This window comes from Pseudomonas sp. GW821-FHT12A04 (assembly GCF_058807755.1).
In genome coordinates, this window is the sequence record NZ_JBXAQZ010000009.1 from 179,942 (window position 1) to 203,318 (window position 23,377).

Consider the following 23,377-nt stretch of genomic DNA (forward strand, 5'->3'; position numbering starts at 1 on the left):
TTTCCTGCCGGTCAAACCACCTCGGTGACAGCGAACTGTTGCCGAGCACCCGCCACCATGATCTCCACCTCATCGCCCTCGAACTTGCCCAGCAGGCTTTTGCCCAGCGGTGAGCGCGGGGTGATGACGGTGATCAGTTGCCCCACCAGATCGACCTTCAACCCTGCTGCATCGGGGGCCAGAAACAGCCATTGTTCGCGCCCCTTTTCGTCCTCCAGCCCCAGCAGCGCGCCCACTTCGATGCCCCGCTGATCGTCATACGGACGCAGGGCGAGGTTCTGGCAGAGGCTCAGTGACTGGCGAATTTCCTCGACCCGCCTGGCTTGCCCGGCCGCGAGATAGGACGCTTCCAGCCCCAGGGTGTCGTACTTGTTCTCGGCGATGTTTTCTTCGTGGGTCGCCGTTTCGTAGGCGGTTTGCGCGGCCCGTTCGGCGATGTCGAGATCGATCCGCAGCCTGTCGAGAATCAGTTGGTGGACGGTTTGCTTATTCATGATCAATCGCAGAATTGCAGGACGTTGGCGCGGCTTTTTTCGCTGGGTGCAGTCCGGTCCTGTTGCAGCCAGAACTGACAGTTCGGGTTGGCCAGGTTGCGACTGCTGCTGCGTGCCTGATCAAGCCGTTGCTGCTGTTCGTTCTTGCGCAGGTTTTCTTCATATTGCTCGAACAGCGGGCTCTGTGGCGGAATGTTCGGCAGCGGTTGAGCCGCTGCGGGTGGTTGGGCCAGCTGCTCAACCGCCGCCGCGACCGGGGCGAGTTGCTCGCTGAAAAGCAGGCGCGACGCGAGCCAGCAGGTCAACACAATGGCAATGAACCCTAGCCACATGCCGAGGGCGATACTGCCGGTCAGTTGCAGGGCGCTGAGGCTGATCGGGAAGGATCGGCGCGGAGTGGGGCGGTGGGGCATGGTTGCCTCCTGGCGAAAGGTCACTGGCGAGTGGCGATTGTCGCATGAAGAATAATCGCCGTCGGCTCTTCTGCACGGGGTAATTTATGCGGACAATCGGCGCCTTTGCCAACGGGAGCCTGGAATGCCTGAAATGAAAACCCGCTGGGATATTTTTTGCACCGTGGTCGACAACTTCGGCGACATCGGCGTGACCTGGCGACTGGCCCGGCAACTGGTGGCCGAACATGGGCTGGCGGTGCGTCTATGGGTCGATGACCTGCGAGCGTTCGAGCGCCTGTGCCCGGAAATCGACATCCATGCTCCCAGGCAGTTGCAGCAAGACGTCGAAGTGCGCCAATGGCCAGCCGAGTGGCAACCGACCGAAGCCGCCGATGTGGTGATTGCTGCATTTGCCTGCCAATTGCCGAGCGCCTATATGGAGGCCATGGCCGAACGGGAGAAGACGCCGCTGTGGATGAACCTGGATTACCTGAGTGCCGAGGACTGGGTCATCGGCTGCCATGGTTTGCCCTCGGTGAAGTACAAAAACGTGCAGAAGTTCTTCTTCTTCCCAGGATTCCAGAAGGGCACCGGCGGACTGCTGCGTGAGCGAGGGTTGCTGGAGCTGCGTCGGCAATTTCAGCAAAACCCGCAGGCTCAAAGAAAATTCCTGCAAGGTTTGGGAATTGATCCTGCGCCCGGCGCGCAGCTGATCTCATTGTTTGCATACGAAAACACCGGTCTGGCCAGTTGGCTCGATGCAATGGCTGGCGATTCTACTGCCACTCATCTGCTGGTGCCGGAAGGGCGGATTCTCGGCGACGTCGAACGTTGGCTCGGTGTGCAGGGGCTGACGGCCGGTACCGTGCATGTGCGTGAAGCCTTGACCGTGCAAGTGCTGCCATTCGTCCGGCAGGACCAATACGACCGGTTGCTGTGGTGCTGCGATTTCAATGCCGTGCGCGGCGAAGATTCCTTTGTGCGCGCCCAATGGGCTGGCCGGCCATTTCTCTGGCACATCTACCGGCAGGAAGAAGACATCCACCTGGACAAGCTCGAAGCCTTCCTCGAACTCTATGTAAAGGGGTTATCTGCGCCTGCGCGGGAGGCGATCAGCGGTCTCTGGCGGGCGTGGAACGCCGGTGAAAAAATGGCCGACCACTGGCAATTCACTCGTAAACACTGGCCAGAGCTGGAAAAACACGCCGAGGCGTGGTGTCTGGAGCAGGCCTTGCAGGCCGATCTTGCCACGGCGCTGGTACAGTTTTATGGAAATTGGATATGATACGCGGCCTAGATTTTTGTAAATCCCATCCAAATTCGGATATTCGCAATGAAAACTGGTAAAGAACTGAAACCCGGGACCGTGATTCGTCTCGAAAACGATCCTTGGCTGGTTCAGAAAGCTGAATTCACCAAGTCTGGTCGTAACAGCGCGATCATGAAGACCAAGCTGAAAAACCTGCTGACCGGTTACAAGACCGAGATCGTTTACAGCGCCGACGACAAACTGGACGACGTAATCCTCGACCGCAAAGAAGCGACCCTGTCCTTCATCAGCGGCGACACCTACACGTTCATGGACACCACCGACTACACCATGTACGAGCTGAACGCTGAAGACATCGAAGCCGTTCTGCCTTTCGTTGAAGAAGGCATGACCGATGTTTGCGAAGCGATCTTCTTCGAAGAGCGTCTGGTTTCCGTAGAGCTGCCGACCACTATCGTGCGTCAGGTTGACTACACCGAAGGTTCCGCGCGCGGCGACACTTCCGGCAAGGTGATGAAGCCTGCCAAACTGAAGAACGGTACCGAGCTGTCGGTTGCTGACTTCATCGAGATCGGCGACATGATCGAGATCGATACCCGCGAAGGCGGTTCCTACAAAGGCCGTGCCAAATAAGCACAGCTTCAGGAATGAAAAAGCCCGACCATTGAGTCGGGCTTTTTTTGCCTTCGATTTCGGGTTCAACCAGAAACCCTGTGGGAGCGAGCTTGCTCGCGATGGCGTCCGACCATTCAACAAAGATGTTGCCTGACAGTCCGCTATCGCGAGCAAGCTCGCTCCCACAGTTTTTATTTCAGGTGTTCCTTGAGCTCTTGCGAAGCCTGCAACATCGCCGAACGCACCGCTGGCACCTGGCTCACTACGTTGAGCAAACCGTAGTCGTGGATCAGGCCGTTGTAGCGAACCGAGGTCACCGGCACACCGGCCTCGTCCAGCTTGCGGGCGTAGGCTTCGCCTTCGTCGCGCAACACGTCGGCCCCGGCGGTCTGCACCAGCGCTGGAGGCAATCCTTTCAACTGGGCGGTGGTTGCGCGCAGTGGCGAGGCGTAGATCTCGTTCCGTTGCTTGGCGTCGATGGTGTAGTTGTCCCAGAACCACTTCATCATGTTTTTGGTGAGGAAGTGCCCTTCGGAAAACTGGTTGTAGGACGCGGTTTCGAAGTTGGCATCAGTCACCGGCCACAACAGCACCTGGAACCTGATCGCCGGTGTGCCCTTGTCCTTGGCCATCAGCGCAACCACAGCCGCCATGTTGCCGCCGACACTGTTGCCGGCTACCGCCAGGCGCTGGCCATCGACGTTGATCTCTTTGCCGTGCTCGGCCACCCATCGGGTTGCGGCGTAAGCCTGGTTGATCGCCACCGGGTAATGCGCTTCCGGCGACGGCGTGTAGTTCACGAATACGGCCGCGGCACCCGAACCCGTCACCAGGTCACGCACCAGCCGCTCGTGGGTCGGGAAGTCCCCCAGCACCCAGCCACCGCCGTGGAAGAACATGAACACCGGCAGCTCGCCCTTGACCCCGGCCGGCCGGACGATGGTCAGGCTGATCGGTTGGCCGTCGACTTGAATGGTCTTCTGGCTGACATCGGCTTTTGGCAGCGTCAGCTTCACTCCCGCCTGCGCGCCCACCAGCACGGCGCGGGCCTCGGCGGGCGTCATTTGCTCCATCGGCTTGCCGGTTCCGGCGTTGAGAACGTCGAGGAACGCCTGGGTGTTGTGTTCAACCCCGGTACCTGCGAACGCGTTGCTGATGGACAAGGCGAGAAGGGTACCGGTCAAGACTTTGCTGAAAGTGTTCATGTTCGTTTCCTGTTCGGGCCTGGGTAGTCAGCGCTTAGACGGTTACGTGCAGACGCACATCGACGTTGCCACGGGTGGCGTTGGAGTACGGGCAGACCTGGTGGGCCGCATCGACCAGTGCTTGAGCATCGGCTTGTTCAAGACCCGGCAGGCTGATGTGCAGGTCGATGTCCAGGCCGAAGCCGCCAGGGATCTGGCCGATGCCGACATGAGCGGTGATCGAAGCGTCGTTAGGAATGCTGCGCTTGGTCTGGCTGGCCACGAATTTCAGGGCACCGATGAAGCAGGCGGAGTAGCCGGCAGCGAACAGTTGCTCTGGGTTGGTGGCTGCGCCGCCGGCACCGCCGAGTTCTTTGGGCGTGGCGAGCTTGACGTCGAGGATGTTGTCGCTGGAAACCGCACGACCGTCACGGCCACCGGTGGAGGTTGCGATTGCGGTGTAGAGAGTTTGCATGGTGAAAGCCTCGTTCAGGGTTTTGTTTGGTTTGCGCTAAATGTTTGCGCGCTAAGTAAGTGCTAAATAAATGTATCGCGCTAATGTTTGGCGCGCAATATAATTTTCCAAAGAAATTTGAAAAAAGACGCAAGGCTGTGAGGTGGTTTAGGTTGAAAGTATTGAGCTAGAGCTATCGAGGGGGATTTTCAGCGGGTTTTTTTCTGGGGAGGGTGGCGAACCCGGTTTTCTGGTGGGCCGCAGAGCCGCTGTGGGAGCGAGCTTGCTCGCGATTGCAGTCTCACATTCAGCAATGATGCTGACTGATACACCGCCATCGCGAGCAAGCTCGCTCCCACAAGGGATTTGTGGTGGTTTGGAGACTAGAGGCTATCTTGCAGGTGGCGACGCAACTCCTGCAGTTCCGCCTGCAGGTTTTTCAGGCGCTCCAGGGTCATCCCGCTGGCGCCGAGGATGCATTGGGGAATGTCCCGGGCCTTGTCGCGCAACGCCCGGCCCTGTTCGGTGAGTTCGACGATCACCACCCGCTCATCTTCGCGGCTGCGGGTTCGGCTGAGCAGGCCTTCGGCTTCCAGGCGCTTGAGCAGCGGCGTCAACGAGCCAGGATCGGTCAGCAACCGCGTGCTGATTTCACCTACGGTCAAACCGTCCTTTTCCCACAACACCATCATCGCCAGGTATTGCGGGTAGGTCAGGCCCAGCGCTTGCAGCAAGGGTTTGTAGACCTTGGTCATCATCAGCGAAGTGGAATGCAGGGCGAAGCACGCCTGATTGTCCAGCATCAGGTTGTCGCAGTTGTCCGGGGTGTTGCGCTCGGTGGTCATGTCGAAGCCTTGATCTGTGATCTGAGGAATCTAGCGGGCGAATCTTTAATGCGCCAGATAATTTTGATCAGTGCCGTTGCAAATGGGTTTGCAGCTCCAGGTCCCAGGGCGGAATCGGGCTGAAGCGGGTTTTCAGGTACTCCAGCAACAAGCGACTGCGGGAGTTTGGCTGCTGTTCCAGGCGCAAGGCGTAGATGCCGGCGCTTTCCGGTTTCGGCAGACCGCTGTCGCAGAACAGCGGCAGCAACTCACCCCGCAACAGGTATTCGCTGGCCAGCCAGGTCGGCAGGTGCGCGATACCCAGTCCGGCCAATGCGCCGCACACCAGCGCCTCGGCATTGTTGGCGCTCATACGGATCCGCGCCGGCCGGTGCAACTGCATTTGCCCGTCGCGCTCGAAACGCCAGGCGAAGGGCGGAGCCAGGCCATCCCAGTCGAGTCCGTCGTGTTCAATCAGTTGTGTCGGCTCGGTCGGCACGCCGCGACGTCGCAAATAATCAGGGCTGGCGCAGGCGATACGCACCATGCTCGCCAGTGGCGTGGCCACCAGTCGCGTGTCGGCCAATTGCCCGGCGCGCAGCACCAGATCGACCTTGCCGAGGTTCAGGCCCTGCATGTCGACGAAGCTGTCGATCAAGTGCAACTGCACATCGAGCCCGGGGTAGAGCATCAGGAAATCGGCAATCACCGGTGCCAGGTGCCGGCGACCAAAGGCTGCCGGCGCATCGATACGAATCAGGCCTTCCGGCGCGCTGCTCAGGGACACCGCCTCGGCCCGGGCCAGGCGCAATTCGGCGACGATCCGCCGTGCGCGCTCGGCAAAGGCCAATCCCGCCGGCGTGGCGCGTACCGCATGCGTGCTGCGCAGGAACAGCTGACTGCCGACCGCGCTTTCCAGGCTGTCGATACGCCGTGCCACGGCCGAAGGGGTTAGCGGATGACGGCGCGAGGCGGCGGAAAAACTGCCGGTTTCCAGCACGTCGAGGAACAAGGCCAGTTGGTCGGTCAGTTGATTGGGGTTCATGGCAGGTTTGTGCTTGTGCGAATTTGGCACAGCCATTGTGCGTTGCTATGCGTTTCCGTGCCAGAAGCAACTGCGTAGGATCAAAGGCCTGACGGCAACGGGGAAAATGTTGTGATTGAGTTCTTGATGTATCTGGTGTTCGGCGCTGCGTTGGGCACGCTCGGCGGTTTGTTTGGCATCGGCGGCGGCCTGATCGCCATTCCGCTGCTGGGCGTGCTGTTCGGGCTCGATCAGCAGATTGCCCAAGGCACCGCGCTGGTGATGGTGGTGCCGAACGTGATGCTGGCGCTATGGCGCTATCATCAGCGCATCCGGATCGAACTGCGCCACGCGTTACCGCTGGCCATCATGGGGTTCTGCTTCGCCTGGCTCGGGTCGATCTGGGCGGTGGGCATTGATGCGCAAACCATGCGCATAGGCTTTGTCGCCTTTCTGATCGCACTCTCGGCGTATAACCTCGTTCGCATGTTCGCCGCCAGTGCTCCGCCGGCTTCGCAGATGAACTACTCATGGCCCTGGCTGGGCCTGCTTGGTGCTGCATCCGGCACGATGGGCGGGCTGTTCGGCGTGGGTGGCGCGGTGGTGGCGACACCGGTGCTGACCAGTCTGTTCGGCACGAGCCAAGTGGTTGCGCAGGGGCTGTCGTTGGCGCTGGCCTTGCCGAGTACGGGGGTGACGCTGGTGACTTACGCCGCGCACCATCAGGTCAGCTGGGTGATCGGCTTGCCCTTGGCGGTCGGTGGGCTGATGAGCATCAGTTGGGGCGTGAAGGTTGCCCACGCATTGCCGGAGCGGCTGCTGCGCGGGCTGTTTTGCGGGTTCCTGGTGTTCTGTGCGGTGATGCTCGCCTTCAAAGTTTGAAGCCTTCGATGATGTGCTCGGCCAGGCACTCGGTGATGGGTGACGGGTTATGCAGGTTGCGCACGAGCATGATGCTGGCCTCGGGCAGCAGCGGCAGGTCCTGGGCCTCACCGAGGATGCGCATGTCCGCGGTGATCAGGCTTTCAAGTTGCGCCGTGACGGCCAGGCCGGCGCTGACCACGGCCATGATCGCCGACAGGCTGTCGCTGTTGTACGCCACCCGGTAATCGCGCCCCCGGGCATCCAGGGTATTGCAGGCCCACTGGCGGCAGAAGCAATCACTGTTGAACATCGCCAGTGGCAGCGGCGTCTGCTCGTGGGCGCTGTAGCATTGTGCCTCGGCCCAGACAAAGCGTTCCTTGCGCAACAACTGGCCGATTTCGCTGCCCGGTTCGCGGGTCACGATGGACAGGTCGAGGTCCTGGCGCATCAGCAGTTGTTTTGATGATTCGCAGTGCACTTCTATCTGAATCAGCGGGTAAGACTGGGCAAACCGGCGCAGAATCCCCGGGAGGAACCGCATCACATAATCGTCCGGCGTGCCGATACGCACCGTGCCGACCATGTCGGGCTCACGCAACGTATTGAAGACCTCGCTGTGCAGCTTGAGGATGCGTCGCGCATAGCCGAGCAGCACCTGGCCTTCAGCCGTCAGTCGCACCTGCCGCCCGTCGCGCTGGAACAACTGACGCTGCAGCACATCTTCTTCCAGTCGTTTCATCTGCATGCTGACGGCGGACTGGGTGCGGTTGACCAATTCCCCGGCGCGGGTAAAGCCGCCCTGGTCGGCGATGGCGACGAAGGTGCGCAAGACTTCGGTATCGATACTCGGGTAGGCCGACATTCATCAATCTCCGAGATATGTGACATCAGAAACATTCGTTGGATTGATCTTAGACCCGGCGCGAGACTGGAGCCATCCAAACGGAGGGCAACAAGATGAAAGGTCAACATGAGTTCCAAGGATCAGAAAAACACTCGATTCACGTGATATCCGATCTGCTGCACAAGGTCGGCCGCTGGTACGAATTGCATCGCGAGCGCGAATTGCTGGCGAGCTTGAGCGACGAAGCACTCAAGGACATCGGCATGAGCCGTGCGGATGTGGAGAACGAGTCGATCAAGCCGTTCTGGAATGACCCGATGCATAAATGATGAATGCCACGCTACACAAACCCCTTACCGGTGAGATAGGTTGCGAGCAGACAAGGAGGCACCCATGCCCGCAACGTTGTCCTTTACCCTCAAACAGGCTCGGCGTCTGGCGCTGGCCGCCCAAGGGTTCAACGGGCGGTCGCCGCCAGCGGCGATCAAGGCTGTTGCGCTCAATCGCCTGATCGAACGGCTGGGCATTTTGCAGATCGATTCGGTCAATGCATTGGTGCGTTCGCACTACCTTCCGCTATTTTCCCGCCTCGGTAACTACTCCTCCGATTTGCTCGACCAGGCTGCCTGGAGTCAGGGCCGGCGCCGTACGTTGTTCGAGTATTGGGGCCATGAAGCCTCGTTGTTGCCACTTTCCATGTTCCCGCTGATGCGCTGGCGCATGCAGCGTGCCAGACGTGGCGAGGATATTTATCAGCAGCTGGCGCGCTTCGGTCGTGAGCAACAGGACACAATTCGCCGGGTGCTGGCCTCGGTCGAGGAGCAGGGCGCGCTGGGGGCCGGCAGCCTGTCGACCCGTCAGGAACGGGCCGGCCCCTGGTGGGACTGGAGCGCGGAAAAGCATGCGCTGGAATGGTTGTTCGCTGCCGGTGAAGTGACTGTTGCCGGACGGCGCGGATTCGAAAGGCTCTACGATCTGCCGGAGCGGGTGATTCCCTCGGCGGTGCTTGCGCACCCCGTCCTGAGTGAAGACGAGGCCCAGCGCGGCCTGTTGCGGCATGCGGCAACGGCCTTGGGGGTCGGTACGGAGAAGGATTTGCGTGACTATTTCCGCTTGAATCCTGCGGACAGTCGTCCACGTTTGGCCGAGTTGGTCGAGGCCGGGGAATTGCTGACCTGCGAACTGCAGGGCTGGCGACTACCGGCCTATTGTCTGCCCGAGCCAAAAGTACCGCGTAAAGTCGTGGCCAGTGCCTTGCTTTCGCCGTTCGATTCGCTGATCTGGGAACGCAGCCGGACCGAGCGGCTGTTTGATTTTCGCTATCGGCTGGAGATCTACACGCCGCCGGACAAACGGGTGTACGGCTATTACGTCCTGCCGTTTTTGCACAACGAACGGATTGCCGCACGAGTCGATCTGCGCGCCGAACGGGGGGTGGGCCGTTTGGCGGTGCATGCGGTGCATGAAGAGGAGCCCGGGCTGGACGACGAGGGGATGTTGGCGTTGGCGGTCAATCTGCGGCAGATGGCGGATTGGCTGGGGCTGGCGCAGGTTCAGCTGAATTGCCCGCGGGCGAGTGCGGCGAGGTTGCGGGTGGCACTGGCACAGATTGAGGGTGGCTGAGCTGGCCTCTTCGCGAGCAAGCTCGCTCCCACAGGGGAGCGCGGTCCAATGTGGGAGCGAGCTTGCTCGCGATGGCGGTCTATCAGAGAAGCAAAATCTAGCGCCGAACCTGCTTCAAGGTTTCAGCAATCAAAAACGCCAGCTCCAGCGACTGATCGGCATTCATCCGCGGGTCGCAGTGGGTGTGATAACGATCCGACAAGCCATCCTCGGTAATCGGCCGTGCACCACCGATGCACTCGGTCACGTTCTGCCCGGTCATTTCAATGTGGATACCCCCGGCATAACTGCCTTCGGCTTCGTGTACCTGGAAGAACTGCTTCACCTCGCCAAGGATCTGCGCAAAGTCACGGGTCTTGTAGCCGCTGCTGGCCTTGATGGTGTTGCCGTGCATCGGGTCCGAACTCCACAGCACCTGCTTGCCTTCGCGCTGGACGGCGCGGATCAGCTGAGGCAAGTGATCGCCGACCTTGTTCGCGCCCATCCGCGCGATCAGGTTCAGGCGACCCGGATCGTTCTGCGGGTTGAGCACGTCGATCAAGCGAATCAGGTCGTCCGGGTTCATGCTCGGGCCGACCTTGACCCCGATCGGGTTGTTCACCCCGCGCAGGAATTCGACGTGGGCGCCGTCCAGCTGACGGGTGCGGTCGCCGATCCACAGCATGTGGGCCGAGCAGTCGTAGTAGTCGTTGGTCAGGCTGTCGCGACGCACGAAGGCTTCTTCGTAGTTCAGCAGCAGCGCTTCGTGGGCGGTGAAGAAACTGGTTTCGCGCAACTGCGGCGAGCTGTCCATGCCGCAGGCGCGCATGAATGCCAGGGTTTCATCGATACGGTCGGCCAGGTGGCTGTACTTTTCCGCCAGCGCTGAGTTGGCAATGAAGTCCAGGTTCCACTTGTGCACCTGGTGCAGATCGGCAAAACCGCCCTGGGCAAATGCACGCAACAGGTTCAGGGTGGCGGTGGACTGGTGATAGGACTGCAGCAGGCGTTCCGGGTCCGGCACGCGGCTTTTTTCGTCGAAACCGATGCCGTTGACGATGTCGCCACGGTAGGCGGGCAAGGTCACGCCATCGATGGTTTCGTCATTGGCCGAACGGGGCTTGGCGAACTGCCCGGCCATGCGCCCGACCTTGACCACTGGGCAGCCGGCGGCAAAGGTCATCACGATCGCCATCTGCAACAACACCTTGAAGGTGTCGCGGATTTTCGCCGCGGAGAATTCGGCGAAGCTTTCGGCGCAGTCGCCACCCTGCAACAGAAACGCGCGGCCCTGGGTCACCTCGGCAAACTGACGGCGCAACTCCCGGGCTTCACCGGCAAACACCAGTGGCGGATAGCTGGCCAGGGTCTGCTCGACCTGCTGCAGATGCGCGGCGTCGGGGTATCGGGGTTGTTGCTGGATCGGCAGGGCGCGCCAGCTGTCAGGGCTCCAGGGTTGGCTCATCACGGTCTCTAGTGTTTTCGCTCGGACGTCCATGTTATCAGCAAATTAGTGCGTGACCTGTTCCTGTCGCTTCGCCGACAATCTCGCCTTTGCCGCTCTCTACACGCGGTGTTATTGCGTTGCCGGCCCCGGTGACGATCAGGAGATGAAATGACTGAGGAGCGCGTCGAGCATCTGCTCGCCGAGGTACAGGACGAGTTCGGCGTGATTCGTGTGCTGGAAGTGGCCGATTACCGTTTTCTCGAATTCGGTGATGCCATCGAGCAAAGCTGCGTGTTCACGGCCGATCCGAGCTGGCTCGAGTACGACTACACCCGGGCGATGCTGATTGGTGCGCTGTGCCACCAGCAACCGGAAAGTGCGCTGTTTCTCGGCCTCGGCGCCGGGACACTGACCCAGGCCTGCCTCAAGTTCCTGCCGCTGGAAGATGTCGAAGCCATCGAACTACGCCCGGACGTACCGCGCCTGGCTATTGAATATCTGGGGCTGGATGACGATCCGCGCCTGTACATCCGCGTTGGCGATGCGCTGGAACTGCTGGACACCGCTGAGTCGGCCGACCTGATTTTCGTCGACCTTTATACCGATGTCGGTCCGGGTGTCGGTCATCTGGCATGGAGCTTTCTGGAAAACTGCCAGAAGCGATTGAATCCGGGTGGCTGGCTGGTCATCAATCAGTGGGCGACCGACGATGGCAAACCCCTGGGCGCCGCCTTGTTGCGCGGTTTGTATCACCGACATTACTGGGAGCTGCCGGTGAAGGAGGGCAACGTGATTCTGATCGTGCCGTCGGAGCTGGACCAGGAACTGGACATGGACGGCCTGATCGCCCGCGCCGAAGCGCTGGCGCCGCGGTTGGGGTACTCGCTGGATTCGTTGATCAAGTGCATTCGTCCGGCTACCTGAGTTATCAGTGATGGCCCTATCGCGAGCAGGCTCGCTCCCACATTTGACCGCGATCCCTTGTGGGAGCGAGCTTGCTCGCGATAGCTTTCTTACTGGCAATACAAGGCTAAACCCCTTTGAACACGCCCGGCCGCCGCTCCACCATCGACCGCACACCTTCCTTGACGTCCTCGGTAGCCATCAACTTCTTGACTAGCTGCGGCAACGCCTGTGCCGCCGCGGTTTCCCCTTCATACCGGGCCTGTCGCGCAGACATCAGCGTCGCCTGCACGCCAAGCGGTGCCTGACGGGCGATCCGTTCGGCCAGTTCAATCGCCCGGGGCAGCAAGTCCTCACTGGCCATGACCTCCTGCACCAGACCCAGGTGCAAGGCATCACGGGCGTCGAATTCATCACCGGTCAACAACCAGCGCATGGCATTGCCCCAGCCGGCCACTTGATGCAGGCGCAGGGTGGCGCCGCCGAACGGGAAGATTCCGCGTTGCACTTCCATCTGCGCGAACCGGGTGTTGCTGGCGCACAGGTTGATGTCGGCGGCCAGCATCAACTCGATGCCGATGGTCAGGCAGTAGCCCTGGGCGGCGACGATTACCGGTTTGCTGACCCTGGGACCTGCGAACACCGCCCACGGATCACAGCCGCCGGGTGGAACCTGCCAGCCATCTGTCAGTGTGACGCTGGCATTGACCAGGTCGAGCCCGGCGGTGAAGTGTTCGCCATGAGCGAACACCACCGCCACCCGCGCCTCGCTGTCGGCTTCGAACTCGCCATAGGCCAGGCTCAACGCGTTGAGCAGGTCGAGATCGAAGGCATTGCGCTTGGCCACCCGATCCAGACCGATCAGGAACACATGACCATGCCGTTCGCGGCTGACTCGACTGGAGCTGGGCTGATTCATGGAGCGGTCCTCAGGGTGGGAAAGGCATGCCAGACCGGCGGTCTGCACGGCAAAGGGTGAACCGTTTTAGCGCCATCACCCGCAAGGCCGGGCCTTTGAAAAATAGACGGCTGACCGATTATTCGCAAAGCCTGTTACACAACGGTGTATCCGGTGGATTTCCGATAAAAAAAGCTCCCTTTTTGGGCGAATTCCGGTATAGTGCGCGCCGGCCTTTAACCGGGCCGCGTTTAGGTAGCGCAATTCCCCGAAGCCAGCTTCGGCTGCACGTCCGCCCAGCGGACTCTTCCTTGACGATTCTTTTCATTCATTCGTTTTCGCAAATCCCCGCCGACAAAGCTGCCAGGGCGACTCTTGAGTCTCAACACGGCATGTGCAGCTTTGGAGCATGGGTCTTTGCGGATGCACTTAGAGGCAGACCCATGACCCAGGAAATCGGCGGCTTCGCCGCTCTTGAACTTCATCCAAATATTGTCGCTGCAGTAGTCGCTACCGGCTATGAAGAGCCTTCGGCCATTCAGCAGCAGTCGATCCCGATCATTCTCGCCGGTCACGATATGATTGGTCAGGCGCAAACCGGTACCGGTAAAACCGCTGCCTTTGCCCTGCCAATTCTGCACCGCATTGATCCGTCCAAGCGCGAGCCGCAAGCTCTGATCCTGGCCCCAACTCGTGAGTTGGCGCTACAAGTTGCAACCGCTTTCGAAACCTACGCCAAGCAAATGCCGGGCGTGACTGTTGTGGCTGTCTACGGCGGCGCGCCGATGGGCCCACAACTGAAAGCAATCCGTAATGGCGCACAAATCGTTGTCGCCACTCCGGGCCGTCTGTGCGACCACCTGCGTCGCGACGAAAAAGTACTGGCGACCGTGAACCACCTGGTTCTCGACGAAGCCGACGAAATGCTCAAGCTGGGCTTCATGGACGACCTGGAAGTCATCTTCAAGGCCATGCCGGAAACCCGTCAGACCGTACTGTTCTCGGCCACCTTGCCTCAATCGATCCGTGCCATCGCCGAACGCCACCTGCGCGATCCGAAGCACGTCAAGATTCAGAGCAAGACCCAGACCGTTACCGCGATCGAGCAGGCTCACCTGCTGGTTCACGCTGACCAGAAGACTTCGGCCGTTCTCAGCTTGCTGGAAGTGGAAGATTTCGACGCCCTGATCATGTTCGTGCGCACCAAGCAAGCGACCCTGGACCTGGCCAGTGCCCTGGAAGCCAAAGGCTACAAAGCCGCTGCGCTGAACGGTGACATCGCCCAGAACCAGCGTGAGCGCGTGATCGACTCCCTCAAGGATGGCCGTCTGGACATCGTTGTGGCGACCGACGTTGCCGCTCGTGGCCTGGACGTTCCGCGCATCACTCACGTGTTCAACGTTGACATGCCGTACGATCCAGAGTCCTACGTTCACCGTATCGGCCGTACCGGCCGTGCCGGTCGCGAAGGTCGTGCACTGCTGCTGGTGACTCCGCGTGAGCGCCGCATGCTGCAAGTGATCGAGCGTGTAACCGGTCAAAAGGTTGCTGAAGTTCGCCTGCCGGACGCTCAAGCCGTTCTGGATGCGCGCATCAAGAAGCTGACCAACAGCCTGTCGCCGCTGGTGGCTGAAGCCGAATCGACCCACGGTGATCTGCTCGATCGCCTGACCGCCGACATCGGTTGCAGCCCGCGTGCCCTGGCCGCAGCCCTGCTGCGCAAGGCTACCAACGGTCAAGCGCTGAACCTGGCCGCTATCGAGAAAGAGCGTCCACTGGTGCCGAACAATGCACCACGTGGCGATCGTCCAGAGCGTTCCGGTGATCGTCCTGAGCGTGGTGACCGCGAGCGTCGCGCTCCGATGCCACTGGGCGAAGGTCGTGCACGTTGCCGTACCGCGCTGGGCGCGCGTGACGGTATCGCCGCCAAGAACCTGCTGGGCGCCATCCTCAACGAAGGTGGCCTGGCGCGTGAAGCGATCGGTCGCATCCAGGTGCGTGACAGCTTCAGCCTCGTCGAGCTGCCGGAAGATGGTCTGGAGAAGTTGCTGACCAAGCTGAAGGACACTCGCGTTGCCGGTAAGCAGTTGAAGCTGCGTCGCTACCGCGAAGATTGATCCGCTCTCGGGCTGATTGATCGAACATGAAAAATCCCCGACTGGTTCGGGGATTTTTTTTGCCTGCAGTTCAAGCCCGGCTGAAGAGTGGCGGTGCCCCCTTCGCGAGCAAGCCCGCTCCCACAGACGACCGCGTTACTTCAGAAAGAATGCGATCAAATGTGGGAGCGGGCTTGCTCGCGAAGCGGTCTGTCTGTCAGCCGAAGCGGTAAATATCCATGCCCAGCGCTCCCATGGTGAACCCTTGGTGAGCAACGCTGAACTGCCCGCCAGTGGCGCGGGCAAAGTACAACGGCAACAAGTGCTCATCACTCGGATGATTGCGTACAGCGTTTGGCGCCTGCGCGCGATAGTCGTGCAGCGCGGCTTCGTCGTTCGCTGCGAGTTTGTCGATCATCCAGTCGCGAAACGCCAGGGCCCAGGGCTCAACGCTCTCGGGGCCGGCATGCCAGTCCAGTTCCCGCAGGTTGTGAGTGATGCTGCCGGAGCCGATCAGCAGGACGCCATGCTCGCGCAGGCTGGCCAGTGCGTGGCCAACACGGGTCTGCAGGGCAGGACCGCCACGGGTGGGCAATGAAACCTGGACAATCGGGATGTCTGCCTGCGGATACATCAGCGATAAAGGCACCCAGACGCCATGGTCGAAAGGCCGATTGCTGTCGATACGTGCAGCAAAGCCAGCGGTTTTCAATAGATCGGCAACCTCGGCGGCGAGTCGTGGGTCACCGGGAGCCGGGTACTGGACTTCGAACAGGGCTTTGGGGAAGCCCCCGAAGTCATGCCAGGTTTCCGGTTGTGGATTGCCGCTGACCAGCAGCTCATTGCTTTCCCAGTGCGCGGAAACAATCACGATGGCCTTGGGCTTCGGTATCTCGGCGGCCAGGCGGGCAAGTGCCGGCCCGCTGGCGCCGGGTTCCAGGGCGAGCATGGGGGAGCCGTGGGATATGTACAGGCTGGGGAACATGAATGAGCTCCTGAGAGTTAAGATGCAACATCTTCAGTCAGATCATTAATCTAAATCTAATATAAGTTTTAGAGTGTTTTGATCGAATTTTCGGGGTTATTTATGCAGCCGGAGTTTTGGCACAAGAAATGGGCGGCGAACCAGATCGGCTTTCATCTGCCGCAGGTGAACCCTCATCTGAAGCGGTTCTGGCCAGCGTTAAGCCTTGAAGAAGGCGCACGCGTGTTGGTGCCGTTATGTGGAAAAAGCCTGGATTTGCTATGGCTCGCCCATCAAGGCCATGAGGTCTTGGGAGTCGAACTGTCGGAAAAAGCCGTCGAGGAGTTTTTCAGCGAACATGGCTTTGATCCGGCCATCAGCGAGCAGGGGCCGTTCAAGGTTTATCGGGCAGGTTCCATTGAGCTGTGGTGCGGCGATTTCTTCGAGCTGACGGCAGGCGATGTGGCCGACTGCTCCGCGCTTTATGATCGCGCGGCGTTGATCGCGCTGCCGGCGGAAATGCGAGAGCGCTACGCCGCCCATTTGAAGCGGATATTGCCGAAGGAGTCCCATGGCCTGGTGATTACCCTGGACTATGACCAGGCGCAAATGCCCGGCCCGCCGTTTGCTGTGCTCGATGATGAGGTGCGGCGGTTGTTCGGGGACTCATGGGCGCTGAAGATCCTGGAAGATCAGGATGTGTTGAGCGAGAGCGGGAAATTCCTGGAGGCGGGTGTCACGCGGCTTGAGGAGCGGGTTTATCGGGTTTCCAGTCGGTAATAGTGGCTGGCTGTACTGGCCTCATCGCGAGCAAGCTCGCTCCCACAGGGAATTTGTGTGCGACTCAGAACCTGTGTGGGAGCGAGCCTGCTCGCGATGAGGCCAGAATGAGCACCGCGGCAATCTGCAGACAAAAAAAGGCCCGCATCGCTGCGGGCCTTTTGCTTTGCTGTGGAGTGTATTAGCCCCGACGACGAGCCAGAGCGTCGATGCGCTCTTCCAGCGGCGGGTGGCTCATGAACATGCGAGCGAAGCCTTGCTTGATGCCACCGTTGATGCCGAAGGCGTTCAGGGTGTCGGGCATGTGCACCGGCAGCCCTTGTTCCGCCCGCAGGCGTTGCAGGGCGCCAATCATCGCGGCGGTGCCGGCCAGGTTTGCACCGGCTTCGTCGGCACGGAATTCACGCTTGCGCGAGAACCACATGACGATGGCGCTGGCCAGGATGCCCAGAACCAGTTCGGCGAAGATGGTCGCCACGTAGTAGGCAATACCCTGGCCTTCTTCGTTCTTGAAGATCACCTTGTCGACGAAATTGCCGATGATCCGTGCGAAGAACATCACGAAGGTATTCACCACGCCCTGGATCAACGCCAGGGTGACCATGTCGCCATTGGCCACGTGACCGATTTCGTGGGCCAGGACGGCTTTCACTTCATCCGGCGAGAAGCGCTCGAGCAATCCCTGGCTGACCGCGACCAATGCGTCGTTCTTGTTCCAGCCGGTGGCGAAGGCGTTCGCCTCGTAGGCCGGGAAGATACCGACTTCGGGCATCTTGATCCCGGCTTCGCGAGACAGTTGCTCGACGGTTTGCAGCAGCCATTGCTCGTGACGGGTGCGTGGCTGGGTGATGATCTGGGTGCTGGTGCTCATCTTCGCCATCCACTTGGAGATGAACAGCGAGAACAGCGAACCTGCGAAACCAAAGACCGCACAGAAGATCAGCAGCTGATTGAGGTTAAGGTCAACCCCATTGGCCGCCATGAACCCGTTGAAGCCGAAAAGGCTCAGGGTGATGCTGGCAATCAGCACGACCGCCAGGTTAGTGGCCAAGAACAGCAGGATGCGCATCATGGTTGTAGAAATCTCCTCATGCTTAAGATGTGGCGTACTGCGGGGTATATAAGGTGCTGCACCGGGGTATTCAACCGGGTGACTATTTCAAACTGTGTCCTACGGCAACAGTCTAGCTGCTTGCAGGGCATTTCCGACAAGTATGCGGGAAGTGTTTGTCAGTCAATTCATGTCGAAGGCCCCGCCTTTGTTAGGCGCGAGCAGGCAAGGCGCGATCCGGCAGCGGTCAAGGCGACCGTCAGTGGCGCAATGCAAACAAATGTTGCCGGATGAATCACCGTGCGACGTTCGGGAACGCCGCACGGTGACAGATCGCTTATTGGCGGTAGGACTTGAGGAAGCCGCCAATGCGTCCGATGGCCATCTCCAGGTCATCGACACGGGGCAGGGTCACGACGCGGAAGTGGTCTGGCCATGGCCAGTTGAAAGCGGTGCCTTGAACCACCAGCAGCTTCTCGGAGAGCAGCAGGTCGAGGACGAATTTTTCGTCGTTATGGATCGGGCAGACCTTGGGGTCGATCCGCGGGAATGCATACAGCGCCCCCATCGGCTTGACGCAGCTCACGCCCGGAATGTCGTTGAGCAACTCCCAGGTGCGGTTGCGTTGCTCCAGCAGGCGGCCCTGGGGCAGCACCAGGTCATTGATGCTCTGATAGCCACCCAGGGCGGTCTGGATCGCATGCTGGCTCGGCACGTTGGCACACAGGCGCATGTTGGCCAGCATGTCGATGCCTTCGATGTAGCTCTGGGCGTGGTGTTTCGGGCCGGAGATGGCGATCCAGCCGGAACGGAAACCGGCCACGCGATAGGACTTGGACAGGCCGTTGAAGGTCAGGCAGAGCAGGTCCGGCGCCAGGGAGGCGGTGCAGATGTGCACGGCGTCATCGTAGAGGATCTTGTCGTAGATCTCGTCGGAGAACACCACCAGATTGTGCTGGCGAGCCAGTTCCAGCATGCCCAGCAGGACTTCTTTGGAGTACACCGCGCCGGTCGGGTTGTTCGGGTTGATGATCACCAGGGCCTTGGTGTTCGGGGTGATCTTGGCCTTGATGTCGGCCAGGTCTGGCCACCAGTTGGCTTGCTCGTCGCACAGGTAATGCACCGGGTTACCGCCCGATAGGCTCACCGCTGCGGTCCACAACGGATAGTCCGGCGCTGGCACCAGCACTTCGTCGCCGTTGTTGAGCAGGGCCTGCATCGACATCACGATCAGTTCGGAAACGCCGTTGCCCAGGTAGATGTCTTCAATGCCGACGCCTTCCACCTGCTTTTGCTGGTAGTACTGCATGACGGCCTTGCGCGCACTGAACAGACCCTTGGAATCGCTGTAGCCCTGGGCGGTCGGCAGGTTGCGGATTACGTCCTGGAGGATTTCATCCGGTGCTTCGAAACCAAAGGGCGCCGGGTTGCCGATGTTCAGCTTGAGGATGCGATGGCCTTCCTCTTCCAGGCGCTTGGCGTGCTTGAGCACCGGGCCGCGAATGTCGTAGCAGACGTTGGCGAGCTTGTTCGATTTGCTGACCTGCATGGCGATGTGTTCCCGAAAATGAACGATCCAGACGGCGTTTGGGCAACCGTGCTGGGAATCCTGCGTATTCACACAGGCCTGACGCCTTGAGATGCAGCACCCATATTTCCGTTTGAATGCGCGTGGTCTGGCTGCCAGACTGGCGTTTGACGAGGCGCAATCATACGTGCCGCCCGATCCGTGGAAAAGGTACAGATCGGGCTTTTTCAGCCGCTGAGGTGTGATGATGGAAAAGTTGGAAAAAACCCTGGAAGAATGGAAGGCGATGCTCGACCCGGAGCAGTACAACGTGTGTCGCCTCAAAGGCACCGAACGACCGTTTTCCGGCAAGTACAACGCCACCAAGACCGACGGAATCTACCACTGCATCTGCTGTAACGAGCCGCTGTTCGACTCCAAAACCAAGTTCGACTCGGGTTGCGGCTGGCCGAGCTTCTACGCGCCGATCGGCGACAGCGCCATGACCGAAATCCGTGATGTCAGCCACGGCATGATCCGCACCGAAGTGGTCTGCGCCAAATGCGACGCGCACCTGGGGCACGTTTTTCCTGACGGCCCGCCGCCAACGGGCCTGCGTTACTGCATCAATTCGGTGTGCCTGGACCTGGTGCCGCGCGTGTAATGGGAGCCCTGTAGGAGCGAGCTTGCTCGCAATGGTCGTCAACGATAACGCGGGAAGCCTGGTGCCCCGAGTTGTTCTCTGGTCCATCGCGAGCAAGCTCGCTCCTACAGTGGATTGGCGTTCGATAATTTAAATTGCATACAATTCAATTGCTCGCTATTTTGTTATCTCTTCCATTCAATCGGAACCTCAAACATGAGCGACAACCTGCTGAGCATTCCTTGCACCACGATCAAGGGTGAGCAAAAGACTCTGGCGGATTTCGCCGGCAAAGCCGTGTTGGTGGTCAACACGGCCAGCAAGTGCGGTTTCACTCCGCAGTACAAAGGCCTGGAAGAGCTGTGGCAGACCTACAAGGACCAGGGCCTGGTGGTGCTCGGCTTTCCCTGCAACCAGTTCGGCAAGCAAGAGCCGGGCAATGAAGGGGCGATCTCCGAGTTCTGCGAGCTGAACTTCGGTGTCAGCTTCCCGCTGTTCAAAAAGATCGACGTCAATGGTGCCGATGCCCATCCGCTGTTCGTGCAATTGAAAAAGCGCGCACCGGGGGTGCTGGGTTCCCAGGGCATCAAGTGGAACTTCACCAAGTTCCTGATCGGCAAGGACGGGCAACTGGTCAAGCGCTTCGCTCCGGCGACCAAGCCGCAGGACCTGACCCGCGAGATCGAAGCCCTGCTCAAATGAACACCTTGTCAGTCGATTCCCTGAAGCTCGACAGCCAGTTGTGCTTCAAGCTGTACGCGGCATCCCGGGCGGTGATTCGCGGCTACAAGCCAATGCTCGATCAGTTGGGCCTGACTTACCCTCAGTACCTGGCGATGCTGGTTTTATGGGAGTGGCAGGAAGCGACCCCGGAGCAACCGACCGTCAAGGCATTGGGCGAGCGTTTGGCTCTGGATTCCGGCACGCTGACACCCTTGCTCAAGCGCCTGGAACAACTGCAACTGGTGCAGCGTCAGCGTTCGGCGCGCGATGAACGTGAAGTGCACCTGAGCCTGTCGCCAGCCGGCACGGCCTTGCGCGAACAGGTTGGGCCACTCAAGGCGCGCCTGTTGTGCGACAGCGGGGTCGATCTGAATCGTCTCAACGAATTGCGCGATGGCCTCGATCACCTGTTGGGGCAGATCAAGGCGCTGTCATAGCGGGGATCCACAGGTCCAGCAGGGCGGCCAGTTCTTCGCGCCGGAAGGGTTTGGCCAGGTAGTCGCTCATGCCCGCGGCACGACAGCGTTCACGCTCCTCCGACATGGCGTTGGCCGTCAGGGCAACGATGGGCAGTTGGGGCCAGCGTCCGCTGCGGCGGATTTGCCGGCTGGCTTCATAGCCGTCCATTACCGGCATGTTGCAGTCCATCAGCACCAGGTCGAAATCCCGTTGCTCGAGTTGATCCAGTGCCTCGCCACCATGAGCGGCGGTGGTGACCTCGCAGCCGAGTTTGCCGAGCATGCCCTTGGCCACCAACTGGTTGACCGGGTTGTCTTCCACTAACAGCACGCGCCCGCGGCGTTGCGGGCATTGTGTGTCGAGTCGAGCCTCGTTGACCGGTTGGGTTTGCGGTTGCAGGATCCTGCGCAACGTTTGAAGTAGCATACTGCGGGCCAAAGGGCGGGCCTGCTGTTGCAAGGGGGCGAGTGCGTTGACCTCTTCGCTGGGCATGAAGTTGCCATACGCGGTGATCAGCAGGATTGGCGCGCTGAGGGTGGGGCGCAAACTGAACAGGCATTCGGGGCAGTCGGTGATGAGCACGTCGGCTGCCAGGCCAAGCAATGGGTCATCCATGGAACGCCGTTCATAGTCCAGCCCCCAGACAGGCAACAGGCTGTTCAACAGTTCCCCCAGTCCGCTGCTGGCGGCCGTGATGGCAATGACTTTGCCCCTGAGCGAAACAGCTGGCATTGCACGGGTATGGCTGGGCAATGGCAACTCCGCGCAGAACTGGCTGCCAAAACCCGCCTCGGAGCTGATGGTCAGACGCCCCTGCATGGCTTCGCAAAGGTTATAGGTCAGGGCCAGGCCCAGCCCGGTGCCGCCAAATTGACGGGTAATGCCGGCACCAGCCTGGGTGAAAGGCTGGAGGATCTTGACCTGCGCCTCCTGAGGGATGCCGATGCCGGTGTCGCAGACTTCGATTCTGACGCCGTCGCCAAACGTCGACAGACGTACGTCGACCCGCCCGAAACGGGTGAACTTGAGGGCGTTGGACAGCAGGTTACTGACGATCTGCCGCACCCGGGTCGGATCGCCGAGCACCAGTACCGGGAAATACGGATCGATCAGGCAGGTCAGTTCGACGCTGGGGGCGGCGTTCTGCGACAACAGGTTGGCGGTGTCCTCGATCAGCGAGCCCAGGTCGAAGGGGATGTGTTCGAGTTCGAGTTGGCCGGCATCGAACTTCGACAAATCGAGAATATCGTTGAGCAATTCCACCAGCACTTTGCCCGAGTCATGGGCGATCGACAGTTGCTGCTGTTGTTCGGCATTGAGCGGTCCGTCGAGGGATAGCGCGATCATCCCGAGCAAGCCATTGAGGGGCGTGCGGATTTCATGGCTCATGTTGGCCAGGAACACCGAGCGGGCTTCGGCCATATCGAGGGCGGTACTGCGGGCGACTTCCAGTTCCTCGTTGGATTGGCTCAGCCGGTCGTTGATCGCCTTGAGTTCGGCAGTGCGGGCCGAGACGATGTTTTCCAGTTGGCCAAGATATTCGGTCAGGCGGTTTTCCGCATTGCGCCGCTGTTGGATTTCGGTGGCGATGTTCCTGAATTGCTGGTTGGCAACCTTGACCAACACGCCGATCTCATCGTTGACGTGCCCGGCGGGACACTCCAGCGAGGTCGGCTCGGTGCTGCTCGGGTCGCGACCGCTGAGTTCACGGATGACCCGCACCAGGGGTTTGGTCAGCATCACATAGAACAGCGCCAACAGGATGCCGGACAGCAGCAGGCTGCGGGCGAAGCCATTGAGCAGGGTCACTTCGGCCCGGCGCAGGAACCGGTTGCCGAAGGCGTAAGTATCGACTTTCAGGCGCAGCGTACCCAGGGATTCGTTGGGTAAATTATCCAGGTAAAGCCGGTCTTCGAACTGTCGGCTGGCGCCGAACAGGAAGTCACTGAGCATCCTGTAACCGTTTTCCACACCGGGTCGCTTGACATTGGCCAGCACGGTGCCGTTGTTGTCGATCAGTTTTGCGCTAATGATCGCTGGCGAGCGCAGCAGGCCCAGGGTCAGTTCCTTGGCGAGTTCGGCGTCGATGTTGTAGGCGATTCGCGAGGCCGGGTTGTGGCTGATTTCCAGCAATGAAAGGATTTCACGATTGATGGAGGCGTCTTCACTGGCATAATCGATGCCTATTTGCAGCAGGCTGAGCAGCGTGCCCAGAATGAAACCGACCAGCACGGTAAGCCGGGCTTGCTTGAATGACAGCCGGTTGGTGAATTTGATGTCCATGGGGGGGTGAACCACTTCCGTTTCCTTTCGCTGCTCAAGCATAGTCGATCATG

Annotated in this window: 24 protein-coding genes; 11 read left to right on the plus strand and 13 right to left on the minus strand. The window is 60.2% G+C overall.

Features of this window, described 5'->3' with window-relative positions; genetic code table 11:
- Nucleotides 1–11: 11 nt before the first annotated feature.
- On the minus strand, nt 12–494 hold the full coding sequence (locus AC1RS8_RS16000) for a GreA/GreB family elongation factor (protein ID WP_057713812.1): 483 nt from the start codon (nt 492–494) through the stop codon (nt 12–14).
- Nucleotides 495–496: 2 nt separating this feature from the next.
- Entirely contained in the window at nt 497–907 is a 411-nt protein-coding gene (locus AC1RS8_RS16005) for a hypothetical protein (RefSeq protein ID WP_057713813.1), read from the minus strand.
- A 124-nt stretch (nt 908–1,031) separates the two neighbouring features.
- Here AC1RS8_RS16005 and earP point away from each other — a divergent pair, with 124 nt between their 5' ends.
- Nucleotides 1,032–2,174 (plus strand): elongation factor P maturation arginine rhamnosyltransferase EarP, encoded by a 1,143-nt coding sequence (gene earP / locus AC1RS8_RS16010; RefSeq protein WP_489339023.1) that lies wholly within the window; start codon nt 1,032–1,034, stop codon nt 2,172–2,174.
- Nucleotides 2,175–2,222: 48 nt separating this feature from the next.
- Nucleotides 2,223–2,792 (plus strand): elongation factor P, encoded by a 570-nt coding sequence (locus AC1RS8_RS16015; RefSeq protein ID WP_007943632.1) that lies wholly within the window; start codon nt 2,223–2,225, stop codon nt 2,790–2,792.
- Nucleotides 2,793–2,965: 173 nt separating this feature from the next.
- On the opposite strand, the gene AC1RS8_RS16020 is transcribed toward AC1RS8_RS16015, so the two are convergent.
- The 4 genes from AC1RS8_RS16020 to AC1RS8_RS16035 form a co-directional block, all read right to left on the minus strand.
- Nucleotides 2,966–3,979 carry an alpha/beta hydrolase gene (locus tag AC1RS8_RS16020; protein WP_489339022.1) on the minus strand — a complete coding sequence of 338 codons (1,014 nt, stop codon included), beginning with the start codon at nt 3,977–3,979 and terminating at the stop codon, nt 2,966–2,968.
- A 34-nt stretch (nt 3,980–4,013) separates the two neighbouring features.
- Nucleotides 4,014–4,433, minus strand: a complete 420-nt coding sequence (locus tag AC1RS8_RS16025) for an organic hydroperoxide resistance protein (protein ID WP_046031808.1) — start codon at nt 4,431–4,433, stop codon at nt 4,014–4,016.
- 362 nt (nt 4,434–4,795) lie between these two features.
- Complete coding sequence (locus AC1RS8_RS16030) at nt 4,796–5,257, minus strand: MarR family winged helix-turn-helix transcriptional regulator (protein ID WP_057713816.1); 462 nt, start codon at nt 5,255–5,257, stop codon at nt 4,796–4,798.
- Nucleotides 5,258–5,324: 67 nt separating this feature from the next.
- Nucleotides 5,325–6,281 carry a LysR family transcriptional regulator gene (locus AC1RS8_RS16035; RefSeq protein ID WP_489339021.1) on the minus strand — a complete coding sequence of 319 codons (957 nt, stop codon included), beginning with the start codon at nt 6,279–6,281 and terminating at the stop codon, nt 5,325–5,327.
- Nucleotides 6,282–6,392: 111 nt separating this feature from the next.
- Here AC1RS8_RS16035 and AC1RS8_RS16040 point away from each other — a divergent pair, with 111 nt between their 5' ends.
- Nucleotides 6,393–7,142: a sulfite exporter TauE/SafE family protein gene (locus tag AC1RS8_RS16040; protein WP_057713817.1), complete on the plus strand. Its 750-nt coding sequence runs from the start codon at nt 6,393–6,395 to the stop codon at nt 7,140–7,142.
- On the opposite strand, the gene AC1RS8_RS16045 is transcribed toward AC1RS8_RS16040, so the two are convergent.
- Nucleotides 7,132–7,986, minus strand: a complete 855-nt coding sequence (locus AC1RS8_RS16045; RefSeq protein ID WP_493163046.1) for a LysR substrate-binding domain-containing protein — start codon at nt 7,984–7,986, stop codon at nt 7,132–7,134. The genes AC1RS8_RS16040 and AC1RS8_RS16045 overlap by 11 nt on opposite strands.
- Nucleotides 7,987–8,081: 95 nt before the next feature.
- On the opposite strand from AC1RS8_RS16045, the gene AC1RS8_RS16050 reads away from it, so the two are divergent.
- Nucleotides 8,082–8,297, plus strand: a complete 216-nt coding sequence (locus AC1RS8_RS16050; RefSeq protein ID WP_008049076.1) for a DUF1127 domain-containing protein — start codon at nt 8,082–8,084, stop codon at nt 8,295–8,297.
- Between the two features lie 64 nt (nt 8,298–8,361).
- On the plus strand, nt 8,362–9,591 hold the full coding sequence (locus tag AC1RS8_RS16055; protein WP_489339020.1) for a winged helix-turn-helix domain-containing protein: 1,230 nt from the start codon (nt 8,362–8,364) through the stop codon (nt 9,589–9,591).
- A 97-nt stretch (nt 9,592–9,688) separates the two neighbouring features.
- Here AC1RS8_RS16055 and AC1RS8_RS16060 read toward each other — a convergent pair whose 3' ends face one another.
- A complete protein-coding gene (locus AC1RS8_RS16060; RefSeq protein ID WP_150759484.1) occupies nt 9,689–11,035 on the minus strand; it encodes a class II 3-deoxy-7-phosphoheptulonate synthase in 1,347 nt (448 codons plus the stop codon).
- Nucleotides 11,036–11,185: 150 nt separating this feature from the next.
- On the opposite strand from AC1RS8_RS16060, the gene AC1RS8_RS16065 reads away from it, so the two are divergent.
- A complete protein-coding gene (locus AC1RS8_RS16065; RefSeq protein ID WP_057713821.1) occupies nt 11,186–11,941 on the plus strand; it encodes a spermidine synthase in 756 nt (251 codons plus the stop codon).
- A gap of 106 nt (nt 11,942–12,047) precedes the next feature.
- Here the strand turns inward: AC1RS8_RS16065 and AC1RS8_RS16070 are convergent, their stop codons facing one another.
- Nucleotides 12,048–12,839 carry a crotonase/enoyl-CoA hydratase family protein gene (locus AC1RS8_RS16070; RefSeq protein ID WP_090457063.1) on the minus strand — a complete coding sequence of 264 codons (792 nt, stop codon included), beginning with the start codon at nt 12,837–12,839 and terminating at the stop codon, nt 12,048–12,050.
- Between the two features lie 422 nt (nt 12,840–13,261).
- On the opposite strand from AC1RS8_RS16070, the gene AC1RS8_RS16075 reads away from it, so the two are divergent.
- On the plus strand, nt 13,262–14,935 hold the full coding sequence (locus AC1RS8_RS16075; protein WP_007973525.1) for a DEAD/DEAH box helicase: 1,674 nt from the start codon (nt 13,262–13,264) through the stop codon (nt 14,933–14,935).
- Between the two features lie 196 nt (nt 14,936–15,131).
- Here AC1RS8_RS16075 and AC1RS8_RS16080 read toward each other — a convergent pair whose 3' ends face one another.
- On the minus strand, nt 15,132–15,899 hold the full coding sequence (locus AC1RS8_RS16080) for a DODA-type extradiol aromatic ring-opening family dioxygenase (protein WP_489339019.1): 768 nt from the start codon (nt 15,897–15,899) through the stop codon (nt 15,132–15,134).
- Between the two features lie 102 nt (nt 15,900–16,001).
- On the opposite strand from AC1RS8_RS16080, the gene AC1RS8_RS16085 reads away from it, so the two are divergent.
- On the plus strand, nt 16,002–16,658 hold the full coding sequence (locus AC1RS8_RS16085) for a thiopurine S-methyltransferase (RefSeq protein WP_154860536.1): 657 nt from the start codon (nt 16,002–16,004) through the stop codon (nt 16,656–16,658).
- 181 nt (nt 16,659–16,839) lie between these two features.
- Here the strand turns inward: AC1RS8_RS16085 and htpX are convergent, their stop codons facing one another.
- Together htpX and AC1RS8_RS16095 are read right to left on the minus strand one after the other, a co-directional pair.
- Entirely contained in the window at nt 16,840–17,730 is an 891-nt protein-coding gene (gene htpX / locus AC1RS8_RS16090; protein WP_007973520.1) for a protease HtpX, read from the minus strand.
- Nucleotides 17,731–18,046: 316 nt separating this feature from the next.
- A complete protein-coding gene (locus AC1RS8_RS16095; protein ID WP_007973513.1) occupies nt 18,047–19,258 on the minus strand; it encodes a pyridoxal phosphate-dependent aminotransferase in 1,212 nt (403 codons plus the stop codon).
- A 226-nt stretch (nt 19,259–19,484) separates the two neighbouring features.
- On the opposite strand from AC1RS8_RS16095, the gene msrB reads away from it, so the two are divergent.
- From msrB to AC1RS8_RS16110, 3 genes are all read left to right on the plus strand, one after another.
- On the plus strand, nt 19,485–19,880 hold the full coding sequence (msrB, locus tag AC1RS8_RS16100; protein ID WP_057716578.1) for a peptide-methionine (R)-S-oxide reductase MsrB: 396 nt from the start codon (nt 19,485–19,487) through the stop codon (nt 19,878–19,880).
- 195 nt (nt 19,881–20,075) lie between these two features.
- On the plus strand, nt 20,076–20,561 hold the full coding sequence (locus AC1RS8_RS16105) for a glutathione peroxidase (protein WP_056727098.1): 486 nt from the start codon (nt 20,076–20,078) through the stop codon (nt 20,559–20,561).
- Nucleotides 20,558–21,019, plus strand: a complete 462-nt coding sequence (locus tag AC1RS8_RS16110) for a MarR family winged helix-turn-helix transcriptional regulator (protein ID WP_057713825.1) — start codon at nt 20,558–20,560, stop codon at nt 21,017–21,019. Before AC1RS8_RS16105 ends, AC1RS8_RS16110 begins: the two co-directional genes overlap by 4 nt.
- On the opposite strand, the gene AC1RS8_RS16115 is transcribed toward AC1RS8_RS16110, so the two are convergent.
- Nucleotides 21,003–23,366, minus strand: coding sequence for a hybrid sensor histidine kinase/response regulator (locus tag AC1RS8_RS16115; RefSeq protein ID WP_489339018.1), 2,364 nt, complete (start codon nt 23,364–23,366; stop codon nt 21,003–21,005). The two genes, AC1RS8_RS16110 and AC1RS8_RS16115, sit on opposite strands and share 17 nt — an antisense overlap.
- Nucleotides 23,367–23,377: the final 11 nt, after the last annotated feature.

Excerpts from the sequence above, each read along its gene's own strand:
- htpX (WP_007973520.1), bottom strand. The coding sequence starts at position 17,730 with ATGATGCGCATCCTGCTGTTCTTGGCCACTAACCTGGCGGTCGTGCTG.
- AC1RS8_RS16060 (WP_150759484.1), bottom strand. The coding sequence starts at position 11,035 with ATGAGCCAACCCTGGAGCCCTGACAGCTGGCGCGCCCTGCCGATCCAG.
- AC1RS8_RS16050 (WP_008049076.1), top strand. The coding sequence starts at position 8,082 with ATGAAAGGTCAACATGAGTTCCAAGGATCAGAAAAACACTCGATTCAC.
- AC1RS8_RS16085 (WP_154860536.1), top strand. The coding sequence starts at position 16,002 with ATGCAGCCGGAGTTTTGGCACAAGAAATGGGCGGCGAACCAGATCGGC.
- AC1RS8_RS16025 (WP_046031808.1), bottom strand. The coding sequence starts at position 4,433 with ATGCAAACTCTCTACACCGCAATCGCAACCTCCACCGGTGGCCGTGAC.
- AC1RS8_RS16055 (WP_489339020.1), top strand. The coding sequence starts at position 8,362 with ATGCCCGCAACGTTGTCCTTTACCCTCAAACAGGCTCGGCGTCTGGCG.
- AC1RS8_RS16020 (WP_489339022.1), bottom strand. The coding sequence starts at position 3,979 with ATGAACACTTTCAGCAAAGTCTTGACCGGTACCCTTCTCGCCTTGTCC.
- AC1RS8_RS16035 (WP_489339021.1), bottom strand. The coding sequence starts at position 6,281 with ATGAACCCCAATCAACTGACCGACCAACTGGCCTTGTTCCTCGACGTG.
- AC1RS8_RS16070 (WP_090457063.1), bottom strand. The coding sequence starts at position 12,839 with ATGAATCAGCCCAGCTCCAGTCGAGTCAGCCGCGAACGGCATGGTCAT.
- AC1RS8_RS16105 (WP_056727098.1), top strand. The coding sequence starts at position 20,076 with ATGAGCGACAACCTGCTGAGCATTCCTTGCACCACGATCAAGGGTGAG.
- msrB (WP_057716578.1), top strand. The coding sequence starts at position 19,485 with ATGGAAAAGTTGGAAAAAACCCTGGAAGAATGGAAGGCGATGCTCGAC.
- AC1RS8_RS16000 (WP_057713812.1), bottom strand. The coding sequence starts at position 494 with ATGAATAAGCAAACCGTCCACCAACTGATTCTCGACAGGCTGCGGATC.
- AC1RS8_RS16115 (WP_489339018.1), bottom strand. The coding sequence starts at position 23,366 with ATGCTTGAGCAGCGAAAGGAAACGGAAGTGGTTCACCCCCCCATGGAC.
- AC1RS8_RS16080 (WP_489339019.1), bottom strand. The coding sequence starts at position 15,899 with ATGTTCCCCAGCCTGTACATATCCCACGGCTCCCCCATGCTCGCCCTG.
- AC1RS8_RS16110 (WP_057713825.1), top strand. The coding sequence starts at position 20,558 with ATGAACACCTTGTCAGTCGATTCCCTGAAGCTCGACAGCCAGTTGTGC.
- AC1RS8_RS16045 (WP_493163046.1), bottom strand. The coding sequence starts at position 7,986 with ATGTCGGCCTACCCGAGTATCGATACCGAAGTCTTGCGCACCTTCGTC.
- AC1RS8_RS16030 (WP_057713816.1), bottom strand. The coding sequence starts at position 5,257 with ATGACCACCGAGCGCAACACCCCGGACAACTGCGACAACCTGATGCTG.
- AC1RS8_RS16065 (WP_057713821.1), top strand. The coding sequence starts at position 11,186 with ATGACTGAGGAGCGCGTCGAGCATCTGCTCGCCGAGGTACAGGACGAG.
- AC1RS8_RS16095 (WP_007973513.1), bottom strand. The coding sequence starts at position 19,258 with ATGCAGGTCAGCAAATCGAACAAGCTCGCCAACGTCTGCTACGACATT.
- AC1RS8_RS16005 (WP_057713813.1), bottom strand. The coding sequence starts at position 907 with ATGCCCCACCGCCCCACTCCGCGCCGATCCTTCCCGATCAGCCTCAGC.
- AC1RS8_RS16075 (WP_007973525.1), top strand. The coding sequence starts at position 13,262 with ATGACCCAGGAAATCGGCGGCTTCGCCGCTCTTGAACTTCATCCAAAT.
- earP (WP_489339023.1), top strand. The coding sequence starts at position 1,032 with ATGCCTGAAATGAAAACCCGCTGGGATATTTTTTGCACCGTGGTCGAC.
- AC1RS8_RS16015 (WP_007943632.1), top strand. The coding sequence starts at position 2,223 with ATGAAAACTGGTAAAGAACTGAAACCCGGGACCGTGATTCGTCTCGAA.